This window comes from Pseudomonas marginalis (assembly GCF_024169655.1).
GTDB classification, from domain to species: Bacteria; Pseudomonadota; Gammaproteobacteria; order Pseudomonadales; family Pseudomonadaceae; genus Aquipseudomonas; species Aquipseudomonas paraveronii.
Genome location: NZ_JALJWV010000001.1, coordinates 1,733,152 through 1,753,731, shown reverse-complemented (window position 1 = coordinate 1,753,731; position 20,580 = coordinate 1,733,152). Strand labels below are relative to the sequence as shown.

Annotated in this window: 19 protein-coding genes; 7 read left to right on the top strand and 12 right to left on the bottom strand. The window is 61.7% G+C overall.

Annotated features, from left to right (window positions below):
• The first annotated feature begins 140 nt into the window (after positions 1–140).
• From J2Y83_RS07885 to J2Y83_RS07875, 3 genes are read left to right on the top strand one after another with little or no spacing between them, the layout of a single operon-like run.
• Positions 141–1,067: an ABC transporter ATP-binding protein gene (locus J2Y83_RS07885; protein WP_177033336.1), complete on the top strand. Its 927-nt coding sequence runs from the start codon at positions 141–143 to the stop codon at positions 1,065–1,067.
• The gene (locus J2Y83_RS07880; RefSeq protein ID WP_177033337.1) at positions 1,064–1,789 is read left to right on the top strand and encodes an ABC-2 transporter permease; all 726 of its coding nucleotides are present in this window, start codon (positions 1,064–1,066) and stop codon (positions 1,787–1,789) included. Before J2Y83_RS07885 ends, J2Y83_RS07880 begins: the two co-directional genes overlap by 4 nt.
• Positions 1,790–1,804: 15 nt before the next feature.
• Complete coding sequence (locus J2Y83_RS07875) at positions 1,805–3,496, top strand: Gldg family protein (RefSeq protein WP_253394293.1); 1,692 nt, start codon at positions 1,805–1,807, stop codon at positions 3,494–3,496.
• A 4-nt stretch (positions 3,497–3,500) separates the two neighbouring features.
• Here J2Y83_RS07875 and J2Y83_RS07870 read toward each other — a convergent pair whose 3' ends face one another.
• The 3 genes from J2Y83_RS07870 to J2Y83_RS07860 all read right to left on the bottom strand — a co-directional run bounded on the left by J2Y83_RS07870 (position 3,501) and on the right by J2Y83_RS07860 (position 6,035).
• Positions 3,501–3,809 (bottom strand): class I SAM-dependent methyltransferase, encoded by a 309-nt coding sequence (locus J2Y83_RS07870; protein ID WP_177033342.1) that lies wholly within the window; start codon positions 3,807–3,809, stop codon positions 3,501–3,503.
• Positions 3,810–4,069: 260 nt separating this feature from the next.
• Positions 4,070–4,504, bottom strand: coding sequence for a DoxX family protein (locus tag J2Y83_RS07865; protein ID WP_177033344.1), 435 nt, complete (start codon positions 4,502–4,504; stop codon positions 4,070–4,072).
• Positions 4,505–4,607: 103 nt separating this feature from the next.
• A complete protein-coding gene (locus J2Y83_RS07860) occupies positions 4,608–6,035 on the bottom strand; it encodes a transglycosylase SLT domain-containing protein (RefSeq protein WP_253394291.1) in 1,428 nt (475 codons plus the stop codon).
• Positions 6,036–6,271: 236 nt separating this feature from the next.
• On the opposite strand from J2Y83_RS07860, the gene J2Y83_RS07855 reads away from it, so the two are divergent.
• The 3 genes from J2Y83_RS07855 (at position 6,272) to J2Y83_RS07845 (ending at position 9,128) form a co-directional block, all read left to right on the top strand.
• Positions 6,272–7,078, top strand: coding sequence for a TatD family hydrolase (locus tag J2Y83_RS07855; RefSeq protein ID WP_253394289.1), 807 nt, complete (start codon positions 6,272–6,274; stop codon positions 7,076–7,078).
• A gap of 96 nt (positions 7,079–7,174) precedes the next feature.
• Positions 7,175–8,656, top strand: a complete 1,482-nt coding sequence (locus J2Y83_RS07850; protein WP_253394286.1) for a methyl-accepting chemotaxis protein — start codon at positions 7,175–7,177, stop codon at positions 8,654–8,656.
• 109 nt (positions 8,657–8,765) lie between these two features.
• A complete protein-coding gene (locus J2Y83_RS07845; RefSeq protein ID WP_253394284.1) occupies positions 8,766–9,128 on the top strand; it encodes an Mpo1-like protein in 363 nt (120 codons plus the stop codon).
• Positions 9,129–9,131: 3 nt separating this feature from the next.
• On the opposite strand, the gene J2Y83_RS07840 is transcribed toward J2Y83_RS07845, so the two are convergent.
• The 3 genes from J2Y83_RS07840 to J2Y83_RS07830 all read right to left on the bottom strand — a co-directional run bounded on the left by J2Y83_RS07840 (position 9,132) and on the right by J2Y83_RS07830 (position 11,143).
• Positions 9,132–9,929 carry an acyl-CoA thioesterase gene (locus J2Y83_RS07840; protein WP_253394281.1) on the bottom strand — a complete coding sequence of 266 codons (798 nt, stop codon included), beginning with the start codon at positions 9,927–9,929 and terminating at the stop codon, positions 9,132–9,134.
• 90 nt (positions 9,930–10,019) lie between these two features.
• Entirely contained in the window at positions 10,020–10,781 is a 762-nt protein-coding gene (locus J2Y83_RS07835; protein WP_177033356.1) for a CHAD domain-containing protein, read from the bottom strand.
• A gap of 83 nt (positions 10,782–10,864) precedes the next feature.
• Positions 10,865–11,143 carry a hypothetical protein gene (locus tag J2Y83_RS07830; RefSeq protein ID WP_017848818.1) on the bottom strand — a complete coding sequence of 93 codons (279 nt, stop codon included), beginning with the start codon at positions 11,141–11,143 and terminating at the stop codon, positions 10,865–10,867.
• A gap of 217 nt (positions 11,144–11,360) precedes the next feature.
• Between J2Y83_RS07830 and J2Y83_RS07825 the strand changes: the two genes are divergently transcribed.
• Positions 11,361–12,398, top strand: a complete 1,038-nt coding sequence (locus tag J2Y83_RS07825) for a patatin-like phospholipase family protein (RefSeq protein ID WP_177033360.1) — start codon at positions 11,361–11,363, stop codon at positions 12,396–12,398.
• Between the two features lie 133 nt (positions 12,399–12,531).
• Here J2Y83_RS07825 and J2Y83_RS07820 read toward each other — a convergent pair whose 3' ends face one another.
• The 6 genes from J2Y83_RS07820 to kdpF form a co-directional block, all read right to left on the bottom strand.
• A complete protein-coding gene (locus J2Y83_RS07820) occupies positions 12,532–13,221 on the bottom strand; it encodes a response regulator (RefSeq protein ID WP_177033362.1) in 690 nt (229 codons plus the stop codon).
• 37 nt (positions 13,222–13,258) lie between these two features.
• Positions 13,259–15,910, bottom strand: coding sequence for a sensor histidine kinase (locus J2Y83_RS07815; protein WP_253394279.1), 2,652 nt, complete (start codon positions 15,908–15,910; stop codon positions 13,259–13,261).
• A 125-nt stretch (positions 15,911–16,035) separates the two neighbouring features.
• Complete coding sequence (gene kdpC / locus J2Y83_RS07810) at positions 16,036–16,581, bottom strand: potassium-transporting ATPase subunit KdpC (protein ID WP_253394277.1); 546 nt, start codon at positions 16,579–16,581, stop codon at positions 16,036–16,038.
• A 67-nt stretch (positions 16,582–16,648) separates the two neighbouring features.
• On the bottom strand, positions 16,649–18,706 hold the full coding sequence (gene kdpB / locus J2Y83_RS07805) for a potassium-transporting ATPase subunit KdpB (RefSeq protein ID WP_373423725.1): 2,058 nt from the start codon (positions 18,704–18,706) through the stop codon (positions 16,649–16,651).
• A 19-nt stretch (positions 18,707–18,725) separates the two neighbouring features.
• Entirely contained in the window at positions 18,726–20,426 is a 1,701-nt protein-coding gene (kdpA, locus tag J2Y83_RS07800) for a potassium-transporting ATPase subunit KdpA (protein WP_253394273.1), read from the bottom strand.
• Between the two features lie 9 nt (positions 20,427–20,435).
• Positions 20,436–20,525 carry a K(+)-transporting ATPase subunit F gene (gene kdpF, locus J2Y83_RS07795; protein WP_003218754.1) on the bottom strand — a complete coding sequence of 30 codons (90 nt, stop codon included), beginning with the start codon at positions 20,523–20,525 and terminating at the stop codon, positions 20,436–20,438.
• Positions 20,526–20,580: the final 55 nt, after the last annotated feature.

Below are 20,580 nucleotides of genomic sequence, written 5' to 3'. Positions count from 1 at the left end.
GACTTCTCTTATTAATATACTTCAGTGCTTCCAAGCACGATGCATTGAACGTACCATTTTTAAACCCGAGCCCTGTATCACTCAATAAAGGCGCTTGCCTCTTCATTCTTCTTGCCTTACCCACCGAATAGAAAAGCATAATGATCGAGATAAGCAACCTCACAAAATACTTGAACAAAAAGAGTGTAATCAGCGATGTCTCATTTTCTGCCAAACGCCAAGAGTGCCTTGGGTTATTTGGATTGGAGGGGGCAGGTAAAACTACACTTTTGAAGATGATCGCCGGCGCCACCCAGCCCTCCTCGGGGCAGGTGCGGATTTTGGGGCTGGATACACAAACCCATGGGTATCACGCACGCAAGGCAATAGGCTATCAACCCGAATCCGGCGTCAACCACCCGACCCTGTCAGTCAAGAACTTGCTCAGCTTCATCGCCACCGTTCGTGGATTCCAGGGCGCGGAGAAACGCAGGCGGGTGGATCGCGCCGCCAGCCGACTCGAACTCTGGCCAGTCCTCGGTTACCCGATCAACACGCTTCCGCCGGGCCTGAAACGCAAAGTCGCATTTGCCCAAGCCCTGCTGCACGACCCCGACGTACTACTGCTGGACGAACCCGGCGAAGGCTTGGCGCCCCATCAGCAAGGAAAGATCAGCACGCTTATCCAGTCATTGGCCGACGAGATGACGATTATCGTTGCCTCACGCGATTGCGAAGCGCTGGCCGGCGTCTGCACCCGGGCCCTGGTCATTGGCGGCGGTCGCCTGCTGGCGGACACCCCAATGCCCGAGCTACAGCGCAGCTCCCGGCACTTCCGGGCGGTCACCCTGGCGGCGAAGTCGGCCCTCGATTTGTTGGCGCTCGCCGTGCTGCCCGGCGTGGCAGGTATCGAAGAAGACCGGCACGGTCCAGGCACGGTGACCGTTCTCGCCATGCCGGGACACTCCATCTACCCCGCCATCTGCGCATTGATTGCCAACCGGCGCTGGGAAATACACTCACTGAATCTGGAGCCAGGTCGCCTGAACGATGTCGTTCACCACCTGAGCCAGGAGGCATCCCATTGAACCTGCTGCCACCTGTTTTCAAACGCCAGCTTGCCAGCTATCTATCGGCACCTGCCACCTACCTGAGCATTGCAGTATTCCTGGTGCTGTCCGCCTTACTGGGATTGCACACAAGCCCATTGCTGGAGCGAAGCAGCAGCGACTTGCAGGGCTTTTTTCAATGGCATCCTTGGTTGTACCTGTTACTGATCCCTGCGCTGTCGACTCAACTTTGGGCGGATGAGAACGAGACCGGCTTTGGCGATTTCATGAAAACCCTGCCTGTCAGGCCCGCGGAACTGGTTATTGGCAAATTCCTCGCCGCCTGGGTCGTGGCGGGCCTGGCATTATTGCTGACATTTCCCATCGTGACGGTTGTCAACTTGCTGGGCACTGCGGACAACGGGGTCATTGCCTCACAATTTCTGGCCAGTTGGTTATTAGCCGGGAGCTATCTCTCTGTCGGTGTTTTTATTTGCGCACTGACCCGCCAACGCCTGGCCATTTTCATATTGACGCTGAGCCTGCTGTTATTGGCCAGTGGCGTGTCTTCGGTGTTGGATGCACTTGAGCGTCAAGCGCCCATCTGGATCATCGATAGTTTGACGTCTCTCAGCCCGCTCCTGCGTTTTGGCCTGATTGACCACGGGACACTTACCTTTCAAGACTGCGCGTATTTCATCAGCATGATCATTGCTTTTCTTGCTGCGACGACCGCGATCCTCAACTACAAGAACAGCTGAGAAGGAACACTCTCGATGCGATATCCATTGCGCACCGGCATGACACTTAGCGTCATACTGCTTTTGTTCCTCGCATTCAACTTGGTATGGGCAGTCAAACTTCCCGATCTACGCCAGGATTTTTCTCAACAAAAAACCAACACATTGTCACCCGAGGTAGTGCACTTACTCACCACACTGGAAAGCCCACTGGACTTCTACTATTTCAATTCAAGTCTACCGGCACAAAAAAGCAGCATCCTGAAACACTATGCCAAACGCGTTGAAGAAAAACTGAGAGCGTTCGAACACGCAGCAAACGGCAGGATCAATTTGCACATTATCGATCCCGCTCCCTTTTCAGAGGATGCCTACAAAGCAGGATTATATGGACTACGCGATCAACCGGGGTTCTTCGGTCTTATCGGCACTCGGGAGGGCCAAGCTGCCCAACGTATCCAATCGTTCGACCCAGAGAACGAGCCGCTGCTGGAGTATGAAATCAGCCACCTGATCACCCAGTTGCAGCATCCGGAGCCTGCGGTCGTTGGGCTGTTATCAGGGTTACCGGCAGAAGCGTCCATCGAACCGTTGGTGCTGGAATTGCACCGACATTTCGACCTACTGGAGTTGGAGCCGACTGCAGATCATATCCCCTCGCGGATCAAAACCCTGATGCTCATAAACCCCCGCGAACTGCCGGAGAAAACGCTGTACGCGGTTGACCAGTTCGTCCTGAACGGCGGCAAACTGCTGATGTTTATCGACCCCCTCGGCAAAGGCGACTCAAAGGCAACAGCCTCGGCCACCAGGCTAGACGGGTTACTCGCCGGCTGGGGAGTCAGCATGCCGAGCAACAAGGTGCTGGTCGACCGCACCTATGCCCCATCGGAACATCAACCGGCCACATTCACCCTGCCACGCCAAGCGATGAATACCCATGATGTCAGCACCTGGAAGCTGGACACGGTGACCGTGTCGAACAGCGGCGCCCTGTTCTCCCTGGATAAAAGCCGGGCCACCTTCACGCCACTGCTGCGCAGCTCCAGACAGTCGTTACTGCTGGATTCAAGCGCCGTGGACAGCGCGTTCTCCACGCGTGGCGAGCATCATGTGATCGCTGCCCGACTCGAAGGGCCAGCCTATTCAGCGTTTGCCGACGGATTTGGCGGGCAGCCGCCGGGGCTGCAGAAGGCGACGCAGATCCAAGTGATAGTGGTTGCCGATACGGATATGTTGAGCAAGCCACCCAGCGGCTCCGCGCAAAACGCTAACAAACTGTTTGTAGTGAACGCTCTGGATAACCTCGCAGCACCGCAAGCCCTTGCGAATATTCGCCCGCGTGCAGTGACGGGCCACTCACTGAACCTGCTGGAGAAGCGCCGCGAGGCTGCCGAGCGCGCCTACCAGGACCAGGCCATCGAGCTGGAACGGCGCTTGGCACAAACGGAGAAGGAATGGCAGCGCCTTAACCCTGAGGGCACGACCCTGGGCACCGAGGCGGTCGATACCAACACCCAGTTGCAAGCGCTCAACAAGGAACGCCTGCGTTTACCGATGGAACTGCATGTGCTGAAAAACACCCTTTACGCGCCGGTGCAGCGCCTGGAACGCAACATACAACTGCTGGTGATTGTACCGTTGCCGGCACTGCTGAGCCTGATTGCCTGGGGGCTATTTCAATGGCGTCGCCGTCGTTGTCCGGTGCCGCCGTCGGCGTTTTATTGAAGGCTCAGCGCCGTGCGATCAAGCCTTGCCGGGCAATCCGCGTCAGTTGATGGATCACCTCAGCCGCATCTCTAGCGCTGGGCGCCTGGATCACCGCAAGGTCAAAGCTGTTGCTGGCAAAGCGCGCCAGGGAATCGCCATCTTCGACAAACTGGATCAGGAACGCCGAAGGCCGCCCGCCACGCCGCGGCCAACCATCCAGGTAACGCAACAGCGTCGGCTGGTGCTTGCCGCCGAGGAGAATTCTTGGATTGCGTTGATTCAGGTCCGCAGTGATCGGGGCCAGGCGTATGAGGGGGTGTGGTGCATTCATCGTGTCGTGTCTCTGCCTCAAAAGTCTGCGGGCAGGTGAGAGGCAACACCGAACCAGCGCTTTAGCGGTATTTCGAAGCCTGCGTCTTCAGTCAGAGCTGGCTTCTGTCGGGCTGCATCGAGTCCCAGTGGCGCCCCGCAATTAGCTGTTTAAATCGGCGCATAACCAACATCCTAGAGAAGCCGATGGGGCGGTGTCAAGAATCCCGCGCAACGAAAAGGCCCGCGCATGGCGGGCCTTCTCCAGGGGTTACAGGGCGATCAGTTGGCGATGGCGCGGTCGGCAGACAGTTTGCCAGCACCTTCGAACAGGACGGCCAGGGAGCCGCCGAGCAAGGCCAGGGCGAACTCATAACCGTTGTTCGCCATGAACAGACCGTTATGGATATGCACCGAGAAAATCGCCACCAGCGACAGAATAGTCAGGCCCAATGCCGCAGGGCGCGCCAGCAGACCGATGATCAGGGCCAGGCCGGCGAAGAACTCGGTACCGCCCGACAACAAGGCCATCAAGGTGCCCGGCGCCAGGCCAATGCTTTCCATCCACTGCGCGGTGCCCGCCAGGCCGTAGCCGCCAAACCAGCCAAAGAGTTTTTGCGAACCGTGGGCGGCGAAGATGATACCGACAACAATGCGCAGAACAGTCAGGCCATAGCCGGCGCGGGTGGACAGGATGCTTTTGATCAGTGGGCTCATGGTGATAATCCTTTTCAAAGTAGGGGTTGGTTGGCCGCCATATTAATCAGTTTATGCAATGATAAAAGCCGAAAAATTGCCTGATTAATATCTATAAAATCGATCACTTGCGTGAGGCGATTTTCGGCTCCAACGCCGGCGGCTCCAGGGAGTTCCGTTCCCGATCAAACGCCAGGTAGTACTTGTTGACGCTATTCACATAGCTGACGGCGCTCATCCCCACCTGCTCCATGGCAATGCGCTCGACCTGGAAGAACCACTGATTGGGGTTAAGCCCACGGCGCTTGGCTTCGGTACGCATGCCTTGCACGCGTTCCGGCCCCATGTTGTAGGCGGCCAGCACGAAAGCCATGCGCTCGCGCTCGTTGAGCTTGGGGCTGGCGAAAAACTTGCGGCGGATCATCGACAGGTAACGCGCGCTCGCCTGCACATTGCTGTCGAGATTCTCGATATTGTTCACCCCCACCCGCTGCGCCGCCGAAGGTGTGATCTGCATCAGGCCGGTCGGGCCACCGCTGCTGCGCGTTCCTGGGTCGAGGGCGGACTCTTTGAAGGCCAGCGCAGCGAGGTTCAACCAATCCATGCCTTGCTCGCGCGCATGTTTTTGCAGGACCGGACGCAGTTTCTCCAGGCGCTGGCGGTCGATGCGGGCCAGCGGGTTGCGCACTTGGTAAAGGCGTCGATAAATGCGCTGAAACGCCACGTCCTGGTCGGAAGGCGTGCGGTAGGTCTTGAGGAAACGATCAATACTTGCGCGCAGCATCGCGGCGTCCTGCCGCACGAACCAGTACTCTTCACCCGGCTCATTGATCGCCACCTGTTTGTCGAAGCGCAGTTTGGGCAGGATCTTCGACCAACGTTCAGCGATGGGCTTCTCGACAATGGTCAGGTGAAAGATGCCGGCCTGGACCATCTCCAGCACATCCTCAACCGCCAGGCTCGGGTCGACCCACTCCACCTTGATCGGCGGCTGCTTGTGCAGAGCCAGCTTCTGGTTGACCTGGTTGATCGAATCCGCCGCCGCGCTGCCAGTGGTCAGCGTCAGGGTGCGCCCGGATAGCTGCTCCAACTTGGTAAACCGCCGCTCCCCCTTGACCCCCACCAGCCATAACGGCACGCCACTGGCGATCGGGTCGCTCGCGCTGATCTTGTGCGCGGCCTTCACTTCCAGCAATTCTCCGGGAGCCACCAGGTCGCCTTCGCCACGCGCCAGCGCGCCGAGCAGTTGCCCCTTGGCCTTGGGGATGATCTTGAGATTGATGTCCTGGCCATCGCGGGCTTGGTCGTTGAGGTACTGCTCGAACGCACGCAGGCGATGGTATTCGACACCAATGGCCTGGCCCTGAATTTCACCGGAACTGTTGCGGCTCTGGTTGACCAGTACGCGCAGGGTGCGACTGGAGCGAATCTCGGCCAGGTCGCGCACCTTGCTCGGCTTGGTCACTTCCAGCGGCCCGTCCAGCCGCGCGACCGCCGCCATGGGCAGCAATAACGTCAGGCACAACATAAGTAACGCCGAGGGTCGGATCATCCGCTCTCCGGAAAGAATACTGGCCAGCACCTTCGCGAAAAACCAGGGGCTGGAGGTCAGAAACAGAGCGCTTTATGCGCTGACAAAGTACGCAACGGCGGCACCAGGGCAGACAACAAGCCAACCACAATGTCGCTTGCGACGTTCAAAGACAGCTATAACTCGTTGTAGTTCTTGATTTTTCTTATAAATCTACAGCTCTGATATGCTTTCCGGCCGCAGGCGGAGATAGCACCATGCAACTCATTGATATCGGCGTCAACCTGACAAACCCAAGTTTCGACGAGAAGCACCAGGCCGTTCTCGAGCGCGCCTATGCCGCCGGCGTGCAGCAATTGGTGCTCACCGGTACCCGTGTCGACGGCAGCGAACAGGCCCTGCAATTGTGCGAAAAACTCGATGAAAGCGGCCAACGGCTGTTCTGCACCGCCGGCATCCACCCCCACTCCGCCAGCGACTGGAACGGCGACAGCGCCCAACGCTTACGCGGTTTGCTCAACGACAGCCGCGTGCGCGCAGTGGGCGAATGCGGGCTGGATTTCAACCGCGATTTTTCCCCGCGCCCGCAGCAGGAAAAAGTCCTCGAAGAACACCTGGCCCTGGCCGTCGAGCTGAAACTACCGGTATTTCTCCACGAACGCGACGCCAACCAGCGCCTGCTGGAGATCCTCAAGGATTACCGCGATCACTTGTCCGCCGCCGTGGTGCATTGCTTCACGGGCGAGCAGCAGGCGCTGTTCAGCTACCTCGACCTTGACTTGCACATCGGCATCACCGGCTGGATCTGCGACGAGCGCCGTGGGACGCACCTGCATCCGCTGGTCAGGGAAATTCCTCGGGGCCGCCTGATGCTGGAAAGCGATGCGCCTTACCTGCTGCCGCGCACCCTGCGGCCCAAGCCGAAAAACGGCCGCAACGAACCGGCCTACCTGCCGGAGGTGCTGCGCGAAGTTGCCCTGCACCGCAACGAAAGCCCGGAAGACCTGGCCCAGCACAGCACCGCCTGCGCCCGCGCCTTTTTCGGGCTGCCCACCGTGGTTTGATGTGACGCATTGACCCATATCAAAGTGACTTTTCTGAGTAACGGCACAATAATGGCACCTTGCCAATGCTGTTTCCGCTATCAGAGAAAACCTTCCATGGGTGCCTGGCTTAGCAATATCTCGCTGAAGTACAAATTCTGGGCCGTCAATGCGGTCGCTTTTATCACCACGCTGTTGTTGGTGTTATACGCCGTGCATCTCGAACAGCAGTCGCGCAGCCAGGCGTCCCAGTCCTCGGCACAAGCCCAGGCGCGCTTGCTCAGTGCCTGGCCGACCGACAAGGCGCTGCCCAAAGGTGAGGCGTGGCTGACGTTTGCCCGTGGTCAAGTCCCACAGTTGGCCGATCAAGATCTGTCAGACCTGAGCAGTGCCAGCGGCTGGGTCGAACTCAATCACCTGCCATTGTTCGGCGAAAACCCGTTGATGGGCGCTGAAGTGGTTGCCCGCGCCGACGGGCAACAGATCGCCGTGCTCGCTTACGCGCCCAGCCTGAGCCAGGTGTTCAGTGAGCGCTTCGCCAATTACGCGGTAGCGGTGCTGATCCTGATGCTGGCGATGCTCTGCGCTTCGCAGTTGCTGATCCGCTTCCTGCTCAGCCATCTCAACACCCTCAAGGACGTGATGCTACACGTCGAGAAAACCGGCGACCTGTCAGCGCGTGTCCCACTGGCCTGCGAAGATGAAGTCGGCCAGATGGCCAGCGCGTTCAATGCCATGCAAGCCGGCTACCAGCGGGTGGTTAACACCGTGGCCCGCACCGCCAAGCAGTTGGATGAAGGCGCCGCGCGGCTGGCCAGCAGCATGAACGAAGTGCAGCACGGCATGCTCGGCCAGCAAAGCGAAACCGATCAGGCCGCCACCGCCATCAACGAGATGACGGCCACCGTCCACCACATCGCCCAGCACGCCGGCGCCACTCGCGATTTGTCCCAGACCGCCGACACCCTCGCCGGCAGCGGCCGCGAAGTGGTAGACCGGGTGCAACGCTCGATTGCCGGGCTGTCCAGCGGCGTGCAACAGACCGCCGAAATGATCCAGAAACTCGCCGAAGACAGCCAGAAAATCAACAGCGTGGTCAGCGTGATCCACAGCATCGCAGAACAGACCAACCTGCTCGCGCTTAACGCCGCCATCGAAGCCGCCCGCGCCGGGGAAATGGGCCGCGGTTTCGCGGTGGTCGCCGACGAAGTACGCAACCTGGCCAAGCGCGTGCAAACCTCCACCGACGAAATCACCCACATGGTCTCGGCGCTGCAAGCCGGCACCCGCGATGCGGTGGACTTCATGCAGGAAAGCTCGTTCAAGGCCGACGACTGCGTGCAACAAGCCCAGGAAGCCGGCGCCGCACTGGCCGAAATCACCGGCGCCGTGGCGCAGATGCGCGAAAGCAACACCCAGATCGCCGTCGCCGCCGAGCAACAGAGCCATGTCGCCGAAGAAATGAACCGTGCAGTCGTGAGTATTCGTGATGTGACCGAAAACACCGTGCAGCAAACTGTCGATTCGGCAACCACCAGCAATGAACTGGCCACGTTGGCCGGGGAGCTGAGCAAAGCGATCGGGCAGTTGAAGCTATAAGCAATACAAGGCGAGGCTATGGCCCCCATAGCCAGCCTTGATTCGCCGCGCCAGCCTACCCGACCTAAACTCTGTTCAAGTTGTTTCAACGGACAGAGGATTCACCATCATGGGCAAACGTCATCCCAATCTCCCCGCCTGGCAATGGCGTCAGTACCCGCAAAACCACCAGCACCCGACCAACCTGGCGTTGCACATGATCGCGGTGCCGCTGTTTATCATCGGGTTTCTGTTGATCGTTTCCGGAGTGTTCAGCCTGAGCCTGGCCAGTTTGGCCGTGGGTGTTGTCGGTATCCTGGCCGGCCTTGCGCTGCAGCGGCATGGCCACAATCTGGAAGCCCAGGCCAGTGAACCCTTCAGTGATCGCAAAGATGCCGTCCAACGCCTGCTGGTCGAGCAGTTCGTGACCTTCCCGCGCTTTGTGTTGAGCGGTGGCTGGTGGCGCGCCTGGCGCAAGCGCCACCAGCACTGAGGATCAGGCGAAGACCACCACGGTCTGGCGGCTGATGGCGATCAACTCGCCGGCCGGGCTCCATAGCGCGGCGGCGGCATGGCCGTAGCCGTCGCGGGCGTGTTCGATGGTGACGTGGTACTGGCACCAGTCAAGTGTGCTCAGGTCTTGCAGCGGCTGGATAAACTCGATGGTCCAGGTCAGGGTGCTGCCCGGCGCGGGCTTTCTAAGGTGCGGCAGCAAGGCCGGCGGCCAGGCGTCCACCAGGGCGAGGATGTGCGACTCGGTCAGCGGCTCCTCTTTCACATCGCCGCGCAAGCGCACCCAACCGCCCATGTCGCGGGAGGTGTTGCCGGTAAACGGCAAGCCGCCGACACTCCAGCGCATCGCCAGGTGCCGCATGAATTCCGGGGTGACGCCCTGGATGTAAGGCAGCTCCTGGCATTCATCCCAGTGCTTGAAGGTCGGCGGCGGTTCGCTCGCCACCATGACTTGCGATTCACGGGACGCACCGAAACTGGCCTGGACCAGGGTCGCCACTTCACCGTTCTGCACCACCCGGCCAAGCAATTGGCTGACGGCCTTGCCTTCGCGCAGCACTTCGACTTGGTAACTGGCGGGCACACCCGGGGCTACCGGGCCGACGAAGGTGATTGCCAACGAGCGCAAAGGCCTGTCGGCGGGGACTTGGGCACGCAGCGCCTCGTATTGCAATGCGGCCACCAGGCCACCAAAGCTCGCGCGACCCTGCGCCCATTCGGCGGGGATGGTGACCTCCTGCGGGTGGCTACGGGCGGCGTCGAGCAAATCACTAAAGCGCATGGCGACCTCACGTCAAAAAGACCAGAGGAGCGATCTTAACCAGCGCGCCCGCCAGGTACAGCGCCTATTCCGGCCAAAAACCGGACCGATTCAGAAACAATCCGCGCTGAGCTTGTCCAGCACCCGATCCGCCTCGCCTTCGGCCTGGGCCATGGTGCGACGCCATACCGTGACACACGGCTGCAGATCGGCTTGATGTTCAGCCTGGACCAGCCACTGCCAGCAATCGTGCCAATCGCCCAGGGCGCCTTGAGCTTGTTTCAGGCGCGACATGGCCTTGGCCGGGAGTTTGTCCAGCTCGGGGTAGGCTTCGGCGGCGTAGCGCACGCGCTTGATCAACAAGCGCAGACGATGGCGATCGTGGCTTGGGTCCTGCAGGGCGTCATCGAGTTTGCGCCATTGCTTGACCAGGCGTTTCTCGATACGCAGGCGCAGGCCCTTGAGCAATTTCTGGTGTTGCGACGCACGGATAAAACGCGGGAATGCATCGAGGATTTGCAGCAGGTGGGCCAATTCCGGGCCCTGCGCGACGTGGCGATAGGCATCGGGTTGCAGGCGCAGGCGACGGTCGGCGGCGGCAGGGTGTCCATGCTGGAGCAGATACGCGGCCAGCACTTCACGATCACGCAACGGCGTGGTCAATTGGCCGACGGTGCGGGCGGCCAATTCGAGTTGTTCGACGCCCGGCAAGCCGCGCAAAGGTCGCAATAGGCTGCGCAGGCGCCGCACGGTGGTGCGCAAATCATGCAGGGCCTCATCGTCGGTGACGGCGGTGAGCCGAGCCTGGCAGCTCAGTAACCCTACTTCCAGGCCGATGACCTGAGCGACTAACTGATCTACCAAAGCTGACATGCTTTACTCCACTGACGAAGAATAATCCCTGCATCACTCAAGATCAGTGACGCAGCCTCGTTGCACTCGGCAACTGCTACGAATCAGCGGCCGGCGCGAGACTCACGAATATAGAAACGCGCCTTCTCGGCTTTGTTGGCACAGCCTTCAAAGGCTTCGAATTGCTGCTGGGTCTTGGCGCCGGTCAGCAGGGACAAGGCCTTGGAGTAGCTCACGGTGCCGGCAAAGCCTTCGGCCTTGGCCAGGTCCAGCTCTTTCCACGCGGCGTCCAGTTGGCTGCCGCAGCTGTCGCGATAGGCGGTTTTCCCGGCGCAACCGGCCAGGGCCAACATGATCACAGGCACACACATCCAGGCTTTCATCGATGACACCTCAAAATAAAGAAAAACAGTCGGATTCTGTAGACGTTGCCTACAAAGAAAAGTGCCTTGTCCACTACCTGAAATCAGAAGCGCCTATTGCCAGAGCATACCCGAGCCCGGCCGTTATTCTGGAAAAATATTGCGCGGTTGCGCGAAGATTGAAGCCGCCCCCTCATTGGGTGCATTGTGGGCGCCTGCTTAACGAAGGACATCGACCATGAAGAAGCGTGTTGCCTTGGTGCTGGGCTCCGGTGGAGCTAGGGGCTACGCCCATATCGGGGTGATCGAGGAAATCGAACGGCGCGGCTACGACATCGCCTGTATCGCCGGCTGTTCCATGGGTGCGGTGGTGGGCGGAATCTACGCCGCCGGTAAACTCGACGAGTATCGCAACTGGATCGAAAGCCTGGATTACCTCGACGTATTACGCCTGGTCGATGTGAGCTTTCGCCTGGGTGCGATTCGCGGCGAGAAGGTCTTCGGGCAGATCCGCAAGATCGTCGGCGAAATCAACATCGAAGAGCTGCGCATCCCTTACACCGCCGTGGCCACCGACCTCACCAACCAGCAGGAAATCTGGTTCCAGGAAGGCTGCCTGCACCAGGCCATGCGCGCCTCGGCGGCGATTCCGAGCCTGTTCACCCCGGTGATGCAGGGCAACCGCATGCTGGTGGACGGCGGCCTGCTCAACCCGCTGCCGATCGTGCCCGTGGTGTCGAGCCATTGCGACTTGATCATTGCGGTCAACCTCAACGCGACCAACCAGAAGCACTACCATTTGCCGGTGATCCAGCGTCCGCCGGCGTTCAAGAGCCGCTTCAACAGCCTGGCGAAATCGCTGGGTTCGCACTTGCCGTTTCGCCGCAAACAGGCCGAGCAGTTGATGAAGCTCGAGCAGGAAGCCTTGCAGGCCCACGCGGCCGAGATCAACCCGTGGCTGGAGTCGGCCGAACCCGAAGCCCAGCAACCCGCCGCCGCACCGGAAACCGCCGGGGCGCCGAAGTCGGCGACCGGTTCGTTCATCATCGATAACGTCGGCCCGGCATCGTTGCTGGACCTGATCAACCAGAGCTTCGAGGTGATGCAGACATCGCTGGCGCAGTACAAGATCGCCGGCTACCCGCCGGACGTACTGATCAACGTGCCGAAGCGGGTGTGCCGGTTTTTCGAGTTCTACAAGGCGCCGGAATTGATCGCCCTGGGGCGCGAGATTGCCAGTGATACGTTGGATCGGTATGAGAGTGAGCAGCACTGAGATTGGCGGTGTGGCTGAGGGCCTCATCGGGGGCAAGCCCCCTCCCACAGTTTGATTTGTGAACAACATTCAAAATGTGGGAGGGGGCTTGCCCCCGATAGGGCCCTGACAGCCAACGAAAATCCACCAGGCCTTAAGCCCCCAACAACCGATACCCCACCCCCGCCTCGGTCACGATAAACCGCGGCTGGGTCGGATCATCCGCCAGCTTCTGGCGCAGGTGGCCCACCACGATGCGCAGGTAGTGGCTGTCCTCGGTATGGGTCGGCCCCCAGATATCCTTGAGCAATTGCTGCTGGGTAATCACCCGCCCCGGATGACGCGCCAATTGCGCCAGCACTGCGTACTCCTTGCGGGTCAGCGCCACTTCGACGCCGTCCAGCAGCACCCGGCGGTAGGCCAGGTCCACTGTCAGCGGGCCGAAACACAGCGCCGCTTCCTGGGCTTCACCCGCTGGGGCCTGGCGCAACAAGGCGCGCACGCGGGCGAGAAACTCCTGGATGCCAAAGGGTTTGGTGACGTAATCGTTCGCCCCCCCATCCAGCGCCTCGACCTTCTGCACTTCGCTGGCGCGCACCGACAGCACCAGTACCGGCACCGTCGACCACTCACGAAACTCGCGCAGCACCTGCTGGCCGTCCATGTCCGGCAGGCCGAGGTCAAGTACCAGCAAATCCGGCTTGCTCAAGGCGGCCTGGGCCAGGCCTTCATTGCCGCTGCTGGCCTCGATCACTTTGTAGCCCTGGGAAGCCAGGCTGATGCGCAGGAATTTGCGGATCTGCGGTTCGTCGTCAATGACCAAAATCGTCGCGGTCTGGCTCATGGTGTCCAATCAAAATCCATCGAAAAAAGAGAGTAGCTCACACCTCGCGTTCCAGGCCAGGCTGTGTCGGCAACGGCAGGAACAGCGTGATGCAAGTGCCCCGCCCGCCAATCCCATCGGCGACGCTGATATGCCCGCCATGGGCGCCGACCATGCCCTGGCAGATCGCCAAGCCCAGGCCTGTGCCCTGCCCGCCGCGGTCGCCACGGGCAGCGGTGTAGAACATATCGAAAATCTTCGCGCGCTCGTCCTCGGGAATCCCGGGCCCCTCATCCGCCACCGCGAAGAATAGCTGGTTATCCGACACCCCGGCGCTGACTTGCAAATGGCCTTGGGCCGGCGAGAATCGGGCGGCGTTTTCCAGCACGTTGACCAGCGCCTGCTCGATCAACGCGGCATGCACATACAACAACGGCAATTCAGGCGGGACATCGATGCTCACTTGCAGCGGCGCCAGCACCGCACGTAAGCGGCCGAGGGCGCTGCCGACGATATCACCGGGCGAGACCCAGTCCCGCGCCAGCTTCAACGCGCCGTGGCCCAGGCGGGTCATGTCCAACAGGTTCTGGATATAGCGGTCGAGGCGCTCGGCTTCGTCGCGGGTGCCTTCGAGCAACTCGCGGCGATCCTCCAGCGGGATGGCTTCGCCGAGCGCCAGCAGGCTGTCGATACTGCCGCGCATGGACGTCAACGGCGTGCGCAAATCGTGGGACACCGACGCGAGCAAGGCACTGCGCAGTTGCTCGGTCTCGCCGTGCAGCCGCGCGGACTCCAGCTCCTGCGCCAATTGCGCGCGGGCCAACGCCTGGGCCAGCGGCTGGCTCAAGGCGATCAGCAAGCGACGGCGCTGGCCGCTCAGCTCCTGGCCCGGTTTCGCACTGACACCGAGCAACCCCAGCGGGCCCTCTTCGCTCGACAGCGGCCACCACCACCAGCCCCCAAACGGCAACGTGCCGGTGCCCTTGCCTGCCGGCTGATCGTGCTGCCAGGCCCAGTCGGCGGCGGCGCGTTCGGCTTCGGTGAAGGTCAGCGGTCCGCCGGTTTCGACTTTCCAGCCGCCGTGGTCATCGCGGTTGACCAGGCACAGATCGAGGTCGCTCCAGCCTTCCAGGTGATGCGCCGCCGCGCTGATCACCGCCTGGCGATCGGTGGCAGCGGTGAGCTTGCGCGACAGGTCGAGCAGCTCGCTGGTTTCTTCCTGGGTATCGCGCAACGCCTGCAACTGCCGACGCTGGCGTGCAGCGAGGTTGCCGGTCAATGCCGCCATCAGCAGGAAAAACAGCAGGGTCAGCACGTCTTCTTCACGCTGGATGGCGAAGGAGAATTTTGGCGGAATAAACAGGAAGTCATACGTCAGAAACGACAGCGCCGCGCACACCAGGGACGGCCCCAGGCTGCTGCGTACCGCCACCAGCAATACCGCCGCGAGAAACACCAGCGAGATATTCGGCAACGGCAACACGCTGGCGACCGCCCAGGCCAACGCCGCTGCGATCACGGTCGCCACCACCGCCAACGCATAGTCGAACCACACCAGCCCGCGTACATCCGGCAGGCGCGGCGGTGTGGGCGCGTCGTCGCTGTCGAGGATGTTGATTTCCAGACCGCGCGCATTGCGCATCAAGCGCTCGGCCACGCCACCACCGAACAGCCGACGTCGCCAGTTCATCCGCGACTGCCCGACCAACACCAGGCTGGCACGGCGCTCAGCGGCATGCTGGATCAGTGTCTTGGTCACCTCCCCCGCGCGCAGCAGCACCACTTCACCGCCGAGGCGTTCGGCCAGTTGCTGGGCGTTTTGCAGGCGCAGGCGCGCTTGTTCATCGCGCACGCGACCGTTATCGATATGCACCAGGCTCCACGGCAAGTGGCGTCGCTGCGCCACGCGACTGGCATGGCGCACCAGGCGTTCGGCTTGCGCATCGCCATCGACACCGACCAGCAAGCGACCGCGCACCGCCGGCGCGGCCTGGCCGAGTTGGCGATAGCCCTGAGCCAAGTCATCGTCGACGTGGGCGGCGGCGGTCTGCATCGCCAGCTCGCGCAGGGCCGTCAGATTAGTCTGGGTGAAAAACGCATCGATGGCGGCGCGGGCCTGTTCCGGCACATACACCTTGCCGTCGCGCAAACGCTCCAGCAACTCGCGGGACGGCAGGTCGATCAGCAGCAGTTCATCGGCCTCCTGCAGCACCCAATCCGGCAGGGTTTCGCGCACCTGCACGCCGGTGATGCCACGCACCTGATCGTTGAGGCTTTCCAGGTGCTGGACGTTGACCGTGGTGAACACGTTGATGCCGGCGGCGAGCAGTTCCTGAATATCCTGCCAGCGCTTTTCATGGCGGCTGCCGGGCGCGTTGCTGTGAGCCAGTTCGTCCACCAGCACCAGTTGCGGCTTGGCGGCGAGCAGGCCGTCCAGGTCCATTTCTTCGAGCATCACGCCACGGTATTCACTGCGCAGCAACGGTTGCTGCGGCAGGCCGCTGAGCAACGCTTCAGTCTCGGCGCGGCCGTGGGTTTCGACCACGCCGGCGAGCAACCTGACGCCCTGGCGCAACTGGGTGTGGGCGGCCTGGAGCATGGCGTAGGTCTTGCCCACACCCGGCGCGGCGCCAAGGAAGACTTTGAGCCGGCCACGGCCGTCCCGGGGCAGATCGGCTAACAGGGCATCGGCGCGGCCGGAGTCGCTCATGCGCGGGGGTTCCTTCAGGGGTTTATAGGGTGTCTTTCAGGGCGCTATCGCGGGCAAGCCCGCTCCCACATTTGGAATGCATTGCCCTGTGAGAGCGGGCTTGCCCGCGATAGCGGTGCTCCTGTTTACAATTTTTCCAGGGCCATGTTCAGCGCCAGCACATTCACCACCGGCGGGCCCACCAGCGGGCTTTCGATGTGTTCATCCAGCAAGCGCTGCAGGGTGGACACCGGCACATTCCGTGCGGCGGCTACCCGCGCCAGTTGATAGGCAATCGCCTGCGGTGGCAAGTGTGGATCAAGACCGCTGCCGGAGGTCGTCAGCGAAGCTAACGGCACCGGGCCTTGAGCGGGCACGAACTGTTTATTCGCGTCATCGAACACGCGCGTGGCCAGCGCCGGGTTGCTCGGCCCCAGGTTGCTCGCGCCGCTGGAAACAGTCGCAAAGGCGCCTGCAGACGGACGCGGGTGGAACCAGCTGTCACCGGTAAAGTCCTGGGCGATCAGGCTGGAGCCGCGCACCTTGCCGCTGGCGTCGCGCACCAGGCTGCCGTTGGCCTGGTCCGGGAAGGCGACCTGGGCGACGCCGGTCACCACCAGCGGGTAGGCGACGCCAGTGATCAGGGTCATGAGGACCAGCAGGCTCAGGGCCGGGCGGATGATGTTGGACATTTCAATTTCCTCAATTCGGTCATTGCAACCTGTGGCCACCGTCTTGCCGGTGCCCACAGGAATCAGGTCAAACCAGGTGCAGCGCGGTCAGTAACATGTCGATCGCCTTGATGCCCACGAACGGCACCAGCAGGCCGCCCAAGCCGTAGATCAACAGGTTGCGCCGCAGCAACGCCGCAGCACTCGCCGCCTGCACTCGCACACCGCGCAGCGCCAGGGGAATCAGCACGACGATGATCAGTGCGTTGAACACGATGGCCGAGAGGATCGCGCTCTGCGGGCTCTGCAAGTGCATCACGTTGAGCACACCCAGTTGCGGGTAGATCGAGGCGAACAGCGCCGGCAGGATCGCGAAGTACTTGGCCACGTCGTTGGCGATGGAAAAGGTGGTCAGCGCGCCGCGCGTCACCAGCAATTCCTTGCCGATCTGCACCACGTCCAGCAGCTTGGTCGGGTCGCTGTCGAGGTCGACCATGTTGGCCGCTTCGCGGGCAGCCTGGGTGCCGTCGTTCATCGCCATGCCGACGTCCGCCTGGGCCAGCGCCGGAGCGTCGTTGGCGCCGTCGCCGCACATCGCCACCAGTCGACCGTCGTTCTGTTCGTGGCGAATCCGCGCGAGTTTTTTCTCCGGGGTGGCTTCGGCCAACACGTCATCCACACCGGCTTCGGCGGCAATCGCGGCCGCTGTCAGCGGGTTGTCGCCGGTGACCATCACGGTGCGGATCCCCAGCTTGCGCAGCTCGGCAAACCGTTCGCGGATGCCGGGCTTGACCACGTCCTTCAGATGGATCGCACCGAGCAACTTGCCATCGGCGCACACCAGCAACGGCGTGCCGCCGCTCTGGGCGATCTTGTCGATTTCCCGCGACAGGGCCGGTTGCAAATCACTACGAGGCTGACCGATAAACGCCAGCAGCGAGTCCACGGCGCCTTTGCGGAATACGCGGCCCTGATAGTCGACGCCAGACAAGCGGGTTTCGGCGGTGAACGGTACGGCGGTCAGTTCCGCCAGGGACGGCTCGGCTTGCGGGTGCAAGGCACGCAGGTATTCGACGATGGATTTGCCTTCGGCGGTGTCGTCCGCCAGGGACGCCAGCAGCGCGCCCTCGGCCAATTCCCGGCCGCTCACACCCGGCGCCGCAACCACTGCCGAGCAGCGGCGGTTACCAAAGGTGATGGTGCCGGTCTTGTCCAGCAGCAACACATGCACGTCCCCCGCCGCTTCCACGGCGCGACCGGACTTGGCGATCACGTTGAGGCGCACCAGGCGGTCCATGCCGGCGATACCGATGGCCGACAGCAAGCCACCGATGGTGGTAGGAATCAGCGTCACCAGCAGTGCGACCAGGAACACCAGAGGCAAGCTGCCATTGGCGAAGTGGGCGAACGGCTGCAGGGTCACGACCACCAGCAGGAAGATCAGGGTCAGGCCGATCAGCAGGATATCCAGCGCCACTTCGTTGGGGGTTTTCTGGCGTTTGGCGCCTTCGACCAGCGCGATCATGCGGTCCAGCGTGGACTCGCCGGGGTTGGCGGTGATGCGGATCAGCAGCCAATCCGAAACCAGGCGCGTGTTGCCGGTGACGGCCGAGCGATCGCCGCCGGATTCGCGGATCACTGGCGCGGATTCGCCGGTGATCGCCGCTTCGTTGACCGCCGCGATACCTTCGATGACCTCGCCGTCGCCGGGGATCATTTCCCCGGCGGCGACGCGCACCACATCACCTTTGCGCAGGCCGGTGGCCGGCACGACCTTGAAGCTGCCATCGGCCTCCTGGCGACGTGCGCTGAGGCCTTCGCTGCCGGCCTTGAGGCTATCGGCGCGGGCCTTGCCACGCCCTTCGGCCAGGGCCTCGGCGAAGTTGGCGAACAGCACGGTGAACCACAGCCACACGGCGATTTGCACGGCGACGAAGGTCGGCACAGTGGTGTCGGGCACGAAGCACAGCACGGTGGTGAGGATGGCAGTCAGTTCGACCACCAGCATCACCGGCGAGCGTTGCAGTTGCCGAGGGTCGAGCTTGACGAACGCTTGGACCAACGCCGGGCGCCACAGCGCGGAGATCGCGGTTTTGGCGGGCTCGTGGGTTTTGACCGGCGTCGCGTTTTTTGCAGGCATATTCATTTTCATATCCCTCGGCTCTTCATTTAAAAGCAGCCATGCTCAGGTGTTCAGCAATAGGGCCCAGTGCCAGTGTCGGCAGGAAGGTCAGGCCGCCCACCAGCAAAATGGTCACGGTCAACAGGGTCACGAACAGCGGGCCATGGGTGGGGAAGCTGTTCTGGCCAATCGGTGCGGTCTTCTTCATCGCCAGGCTGCCGGCCAGGGCCAGTACCGGGAGGATGTAGCCGAAGCGACCGATCAACATGCCCAGGCCCAGCATCAAGTTGTGGAACGGGGTGTTGGCACTGAAGCCGCCGAACGCCGAGCCGTTGTTGGCACTGGCCGAGGTGTAGGCATAGAGCAACTGGCTGAAACCGTGGGGACCAGGGTTGCTGATCGCACCGGCCGGACCGGGCAGGCTGGCTGCAATGGCACCGAGCACCAGTACGCCGATCGGCATCACCATCAGGGTCACGACCAGCAATTGCACTTCCTTGGCCTGCAGCTTCTTGCCCAGGTATTCCGGGGTGCGGCCGATCATCAGCCCGGCGAGGAACACCGCGATCAACACGTTGAGCAACATGCCGTACATACCGGCACCGACGCCGCCGAAGATCACCTCGCCGACCATCATGTTGACCAGTGCCACCATCCCGCTGAGAGGGCTGAGGCTGTCATGCATGCCGTTGACCGAACCGTTGGATGCCGCGGTGGTGGTCACCGACCACAACACAGTGCCGGTGGTGCCGAAACGCGCTTCCTTACCTTCCAGCGGCGCGGTTTGCTCAACCGCCGGGTTGTTCAGGCTCGGGTTGGGCTGGTATTCGGCCCACAGCGAGGTTGCGCCGCCGATCAGGAACAGGGCCAGCATGCAGGCGAGAATCGCCCGGCTCTGACGCAGGTCTTTCACGTAATGGCCGAAGGTAAACACCAGCGCCACCGGGATCAGGATGATCGCTGACAACTCGAACAAGTTGGCCCAGGCTGTCGGGTTTTCAAACGGGTGCGCCGAGTTCACGCCAAAGAAGCCACCGCCGTTGGTGCCTATTTGCTTGATCGCAATCTGGCTGGCCGCCGGGCCTAAAGGGATCACCTGGTCGACGCCCTGCAAGGTCACGGCATCAACGTAATGCGCGAAGGTTTGCGGCACGCCCTGCCACACCAGGAACAACGCCATCACCAGGCACAACGGCAACAGGCCGTAAAGCGTGGCGCGGGTCATGTCGACCCAGAAGTTGCCCAAGGTCTTGGTGGATTTGCGACCGATCCCACGGCACAGCGCGACCAGGACGGCAAGGCCGGTAGCCGCACTGACGAAGTTCTGCACGGTGAGGCCGGCCATCTGGCTGAGGTAGCTCAGGGACGCTTCACCGCTGTAGGACTGCCAGTTGGTGTTGGTCATGAAACTGATCGCGGTGTTGAAGGCCAGGGTCCACTCCAGGCCCGGCAACTTCTGCGGGTTCAGCGGGAAGTTGCCCTGGAACAACAGGATCGCGAACAGCAACACAAATCCGGCGAGGTTGAACGCGAGCAAAGCCAGCATGTATTTCTGCCAGCTCTGTTCCTGCTGCTCGTCCACGCCCGACAGGCGATAGCACGCGCGCTCCACGGGGCCGAGCAGCGGCGTGAGCCAAGTGCGCTGGCCTTCCATCACCTTGTAGTAGAACCGCCCCAGGAAGGGGGCCGGCACCAGCACCACGGCGAAGAAGGCGATGATCAGCCAATAGTCATAACTGTGCATAGCCTGCTCCTAGTTCCGATCCGCGCGTAACAGCGCAACCAGCAGATAAATGAACAGCGCCACGGCCAATAGCAGTGACACCCCGTCCAGAACGCTCATGGAAGTCTCTCCGTTTAGCGGCGAGTGCCGCGTGTGGGGCAATTGTCGGCAGGAG

What these genes read in the sequence shown, in the direction of transcription:
- J2Y83_RS07885 (WP_177033336.1), top strand. Translation starts at nt 141, where the DNA reads ATGATCGAGATAAGCAACCTCACAAAATACTTGAACAAAAAGAGTGTA.
- J2Y83_RS07875 (WP_253394293.1), top strand. Translation starts at nt 1,805, where the DNA reads ATGCGATATCCATTGCGCACCGGCATGACACTTAGCGTCATACTGCTT.
- J2Y83_RS07870 (WP_177033342.1), bottom strand. Translation starts at nt 3,809, where the DNA reads ATGAATGCACCACACCCCCTCATACGCCTGGCCCCGATCACTGCGGAC.
- J2Y83_RS07865 (WP_177033344.1), bottom strand. Translation starts at nt 4,504, where the DNA reads ATGAGCCCACTGATCAAAAGCATCCTGTCCACCCGCGCCGGCTATGGC.
- J2Y83_RS07860 (WP_253394291.1), bottom strand. Translation starts at nt 6,035, where the DNA reads ATGATCCGACCCTCGGCGTTACTTATGTTGTGCCTGACGTTATTGCTG.
- J2Y83_RS07855 (WP_253394289.1), top strand. Translation starts at nt 6,272, where the DNA reads ATGCAACTCATTGATATCGGCGTCAACCTGACAAACCCAAGTTTCGAC.
- J2Y83_RS07850 (WP_253394286.1), top strand. Translation starts at nt 7,175, where the DNA reads ATGGGTGCCTGGCTTAGCAATATCTCGCTGAAGTACAAATTCTGGGCC.
- J2Y83_RS07845 (WP_253394284.1), top strand. Translation starts at nt 8,766, where the DNA reads ATGGGCAAACGTCATCCCAATCTCCCCGCCTGGCAATGGCGTCAGTAC.
- J2Y83_RS07840 (WP_253394281.1), bottom strand. Translation starts at nt 9,929, where the DNA reads ATGCGCTTTAGTGATTTGCTCGACGCCGCCCGTAGCCACCCGCAGGAG.
- J2Y83_RS07835 (WP_177033356.1), bottom strand. Translation starts at nt 10,781, where the DNA reads ATGTCAGCTTTGGTAGATCAGTTAGTCGCTCAGGTCATCGGCCTGGAA.
- J2Y83_RS07830 (WP_017848818.1), bottom strand. Translation starts at nt 11,143, where the DNA reads ATGAAAGCCTGGATGTGTGTGCCTGTGATCATGTTGGCCCTGGCCGGT.
- J2Y83_RS07825 (WP_177033360.1), top strand. Translation starts at nt 11,361, where the DNA reads ATGAAGAAGCGTGTTGCCTTGGTGCTGGGCTCCGGTGGAGCTAGGGGC.
- J2Y83_RS07820 (WP_177033362.1), bottom strand. Translation starts at nt 13,221, where the DNA reads ATGAGCCAGACCGCGACGATTTTGGTCATTGACGACGAACCGCAGATC.
- J2Y83_RS07815 (WP_253394279.1), bottom strand. Translation starts at nt 15,910, where the DNA reads ATGAGCGACTCCGGCCGCGCCGATGCCCTGTTAGCCGATCTGCCCCGG.
- kdpC (WP_253394277.1), bottom strand. Translation starts at nt 16,581, where the DNA reads ATGTCCAACATCATCCGCCCGGCCCTGAGCCTGCTGGTCCTCATGACC.
- kdpB (WP_373423725.1), bottom strand. Translation starts at nt 18,706, where the DNA reads ATGAATATGCCTGCAAAAAACGCGACGCCGGTCAAAACCCACGAGCCC.
- kdpA (WP_253394273.1), bottom strand. Translation starts at nt 20,426, where the DNA reads ATGCACAGTTATGACTATTGGCTGATCATCGCCTTCTTCGCCGTGGTG.
- kdpF (WP_003218754.1), bottom strand. Translation starts at nt 20,525, where the DNA reads ATGAGCGTTCTGGACGGGGTGTCACTGCTATTGGCCGTGGCGCTGTTC.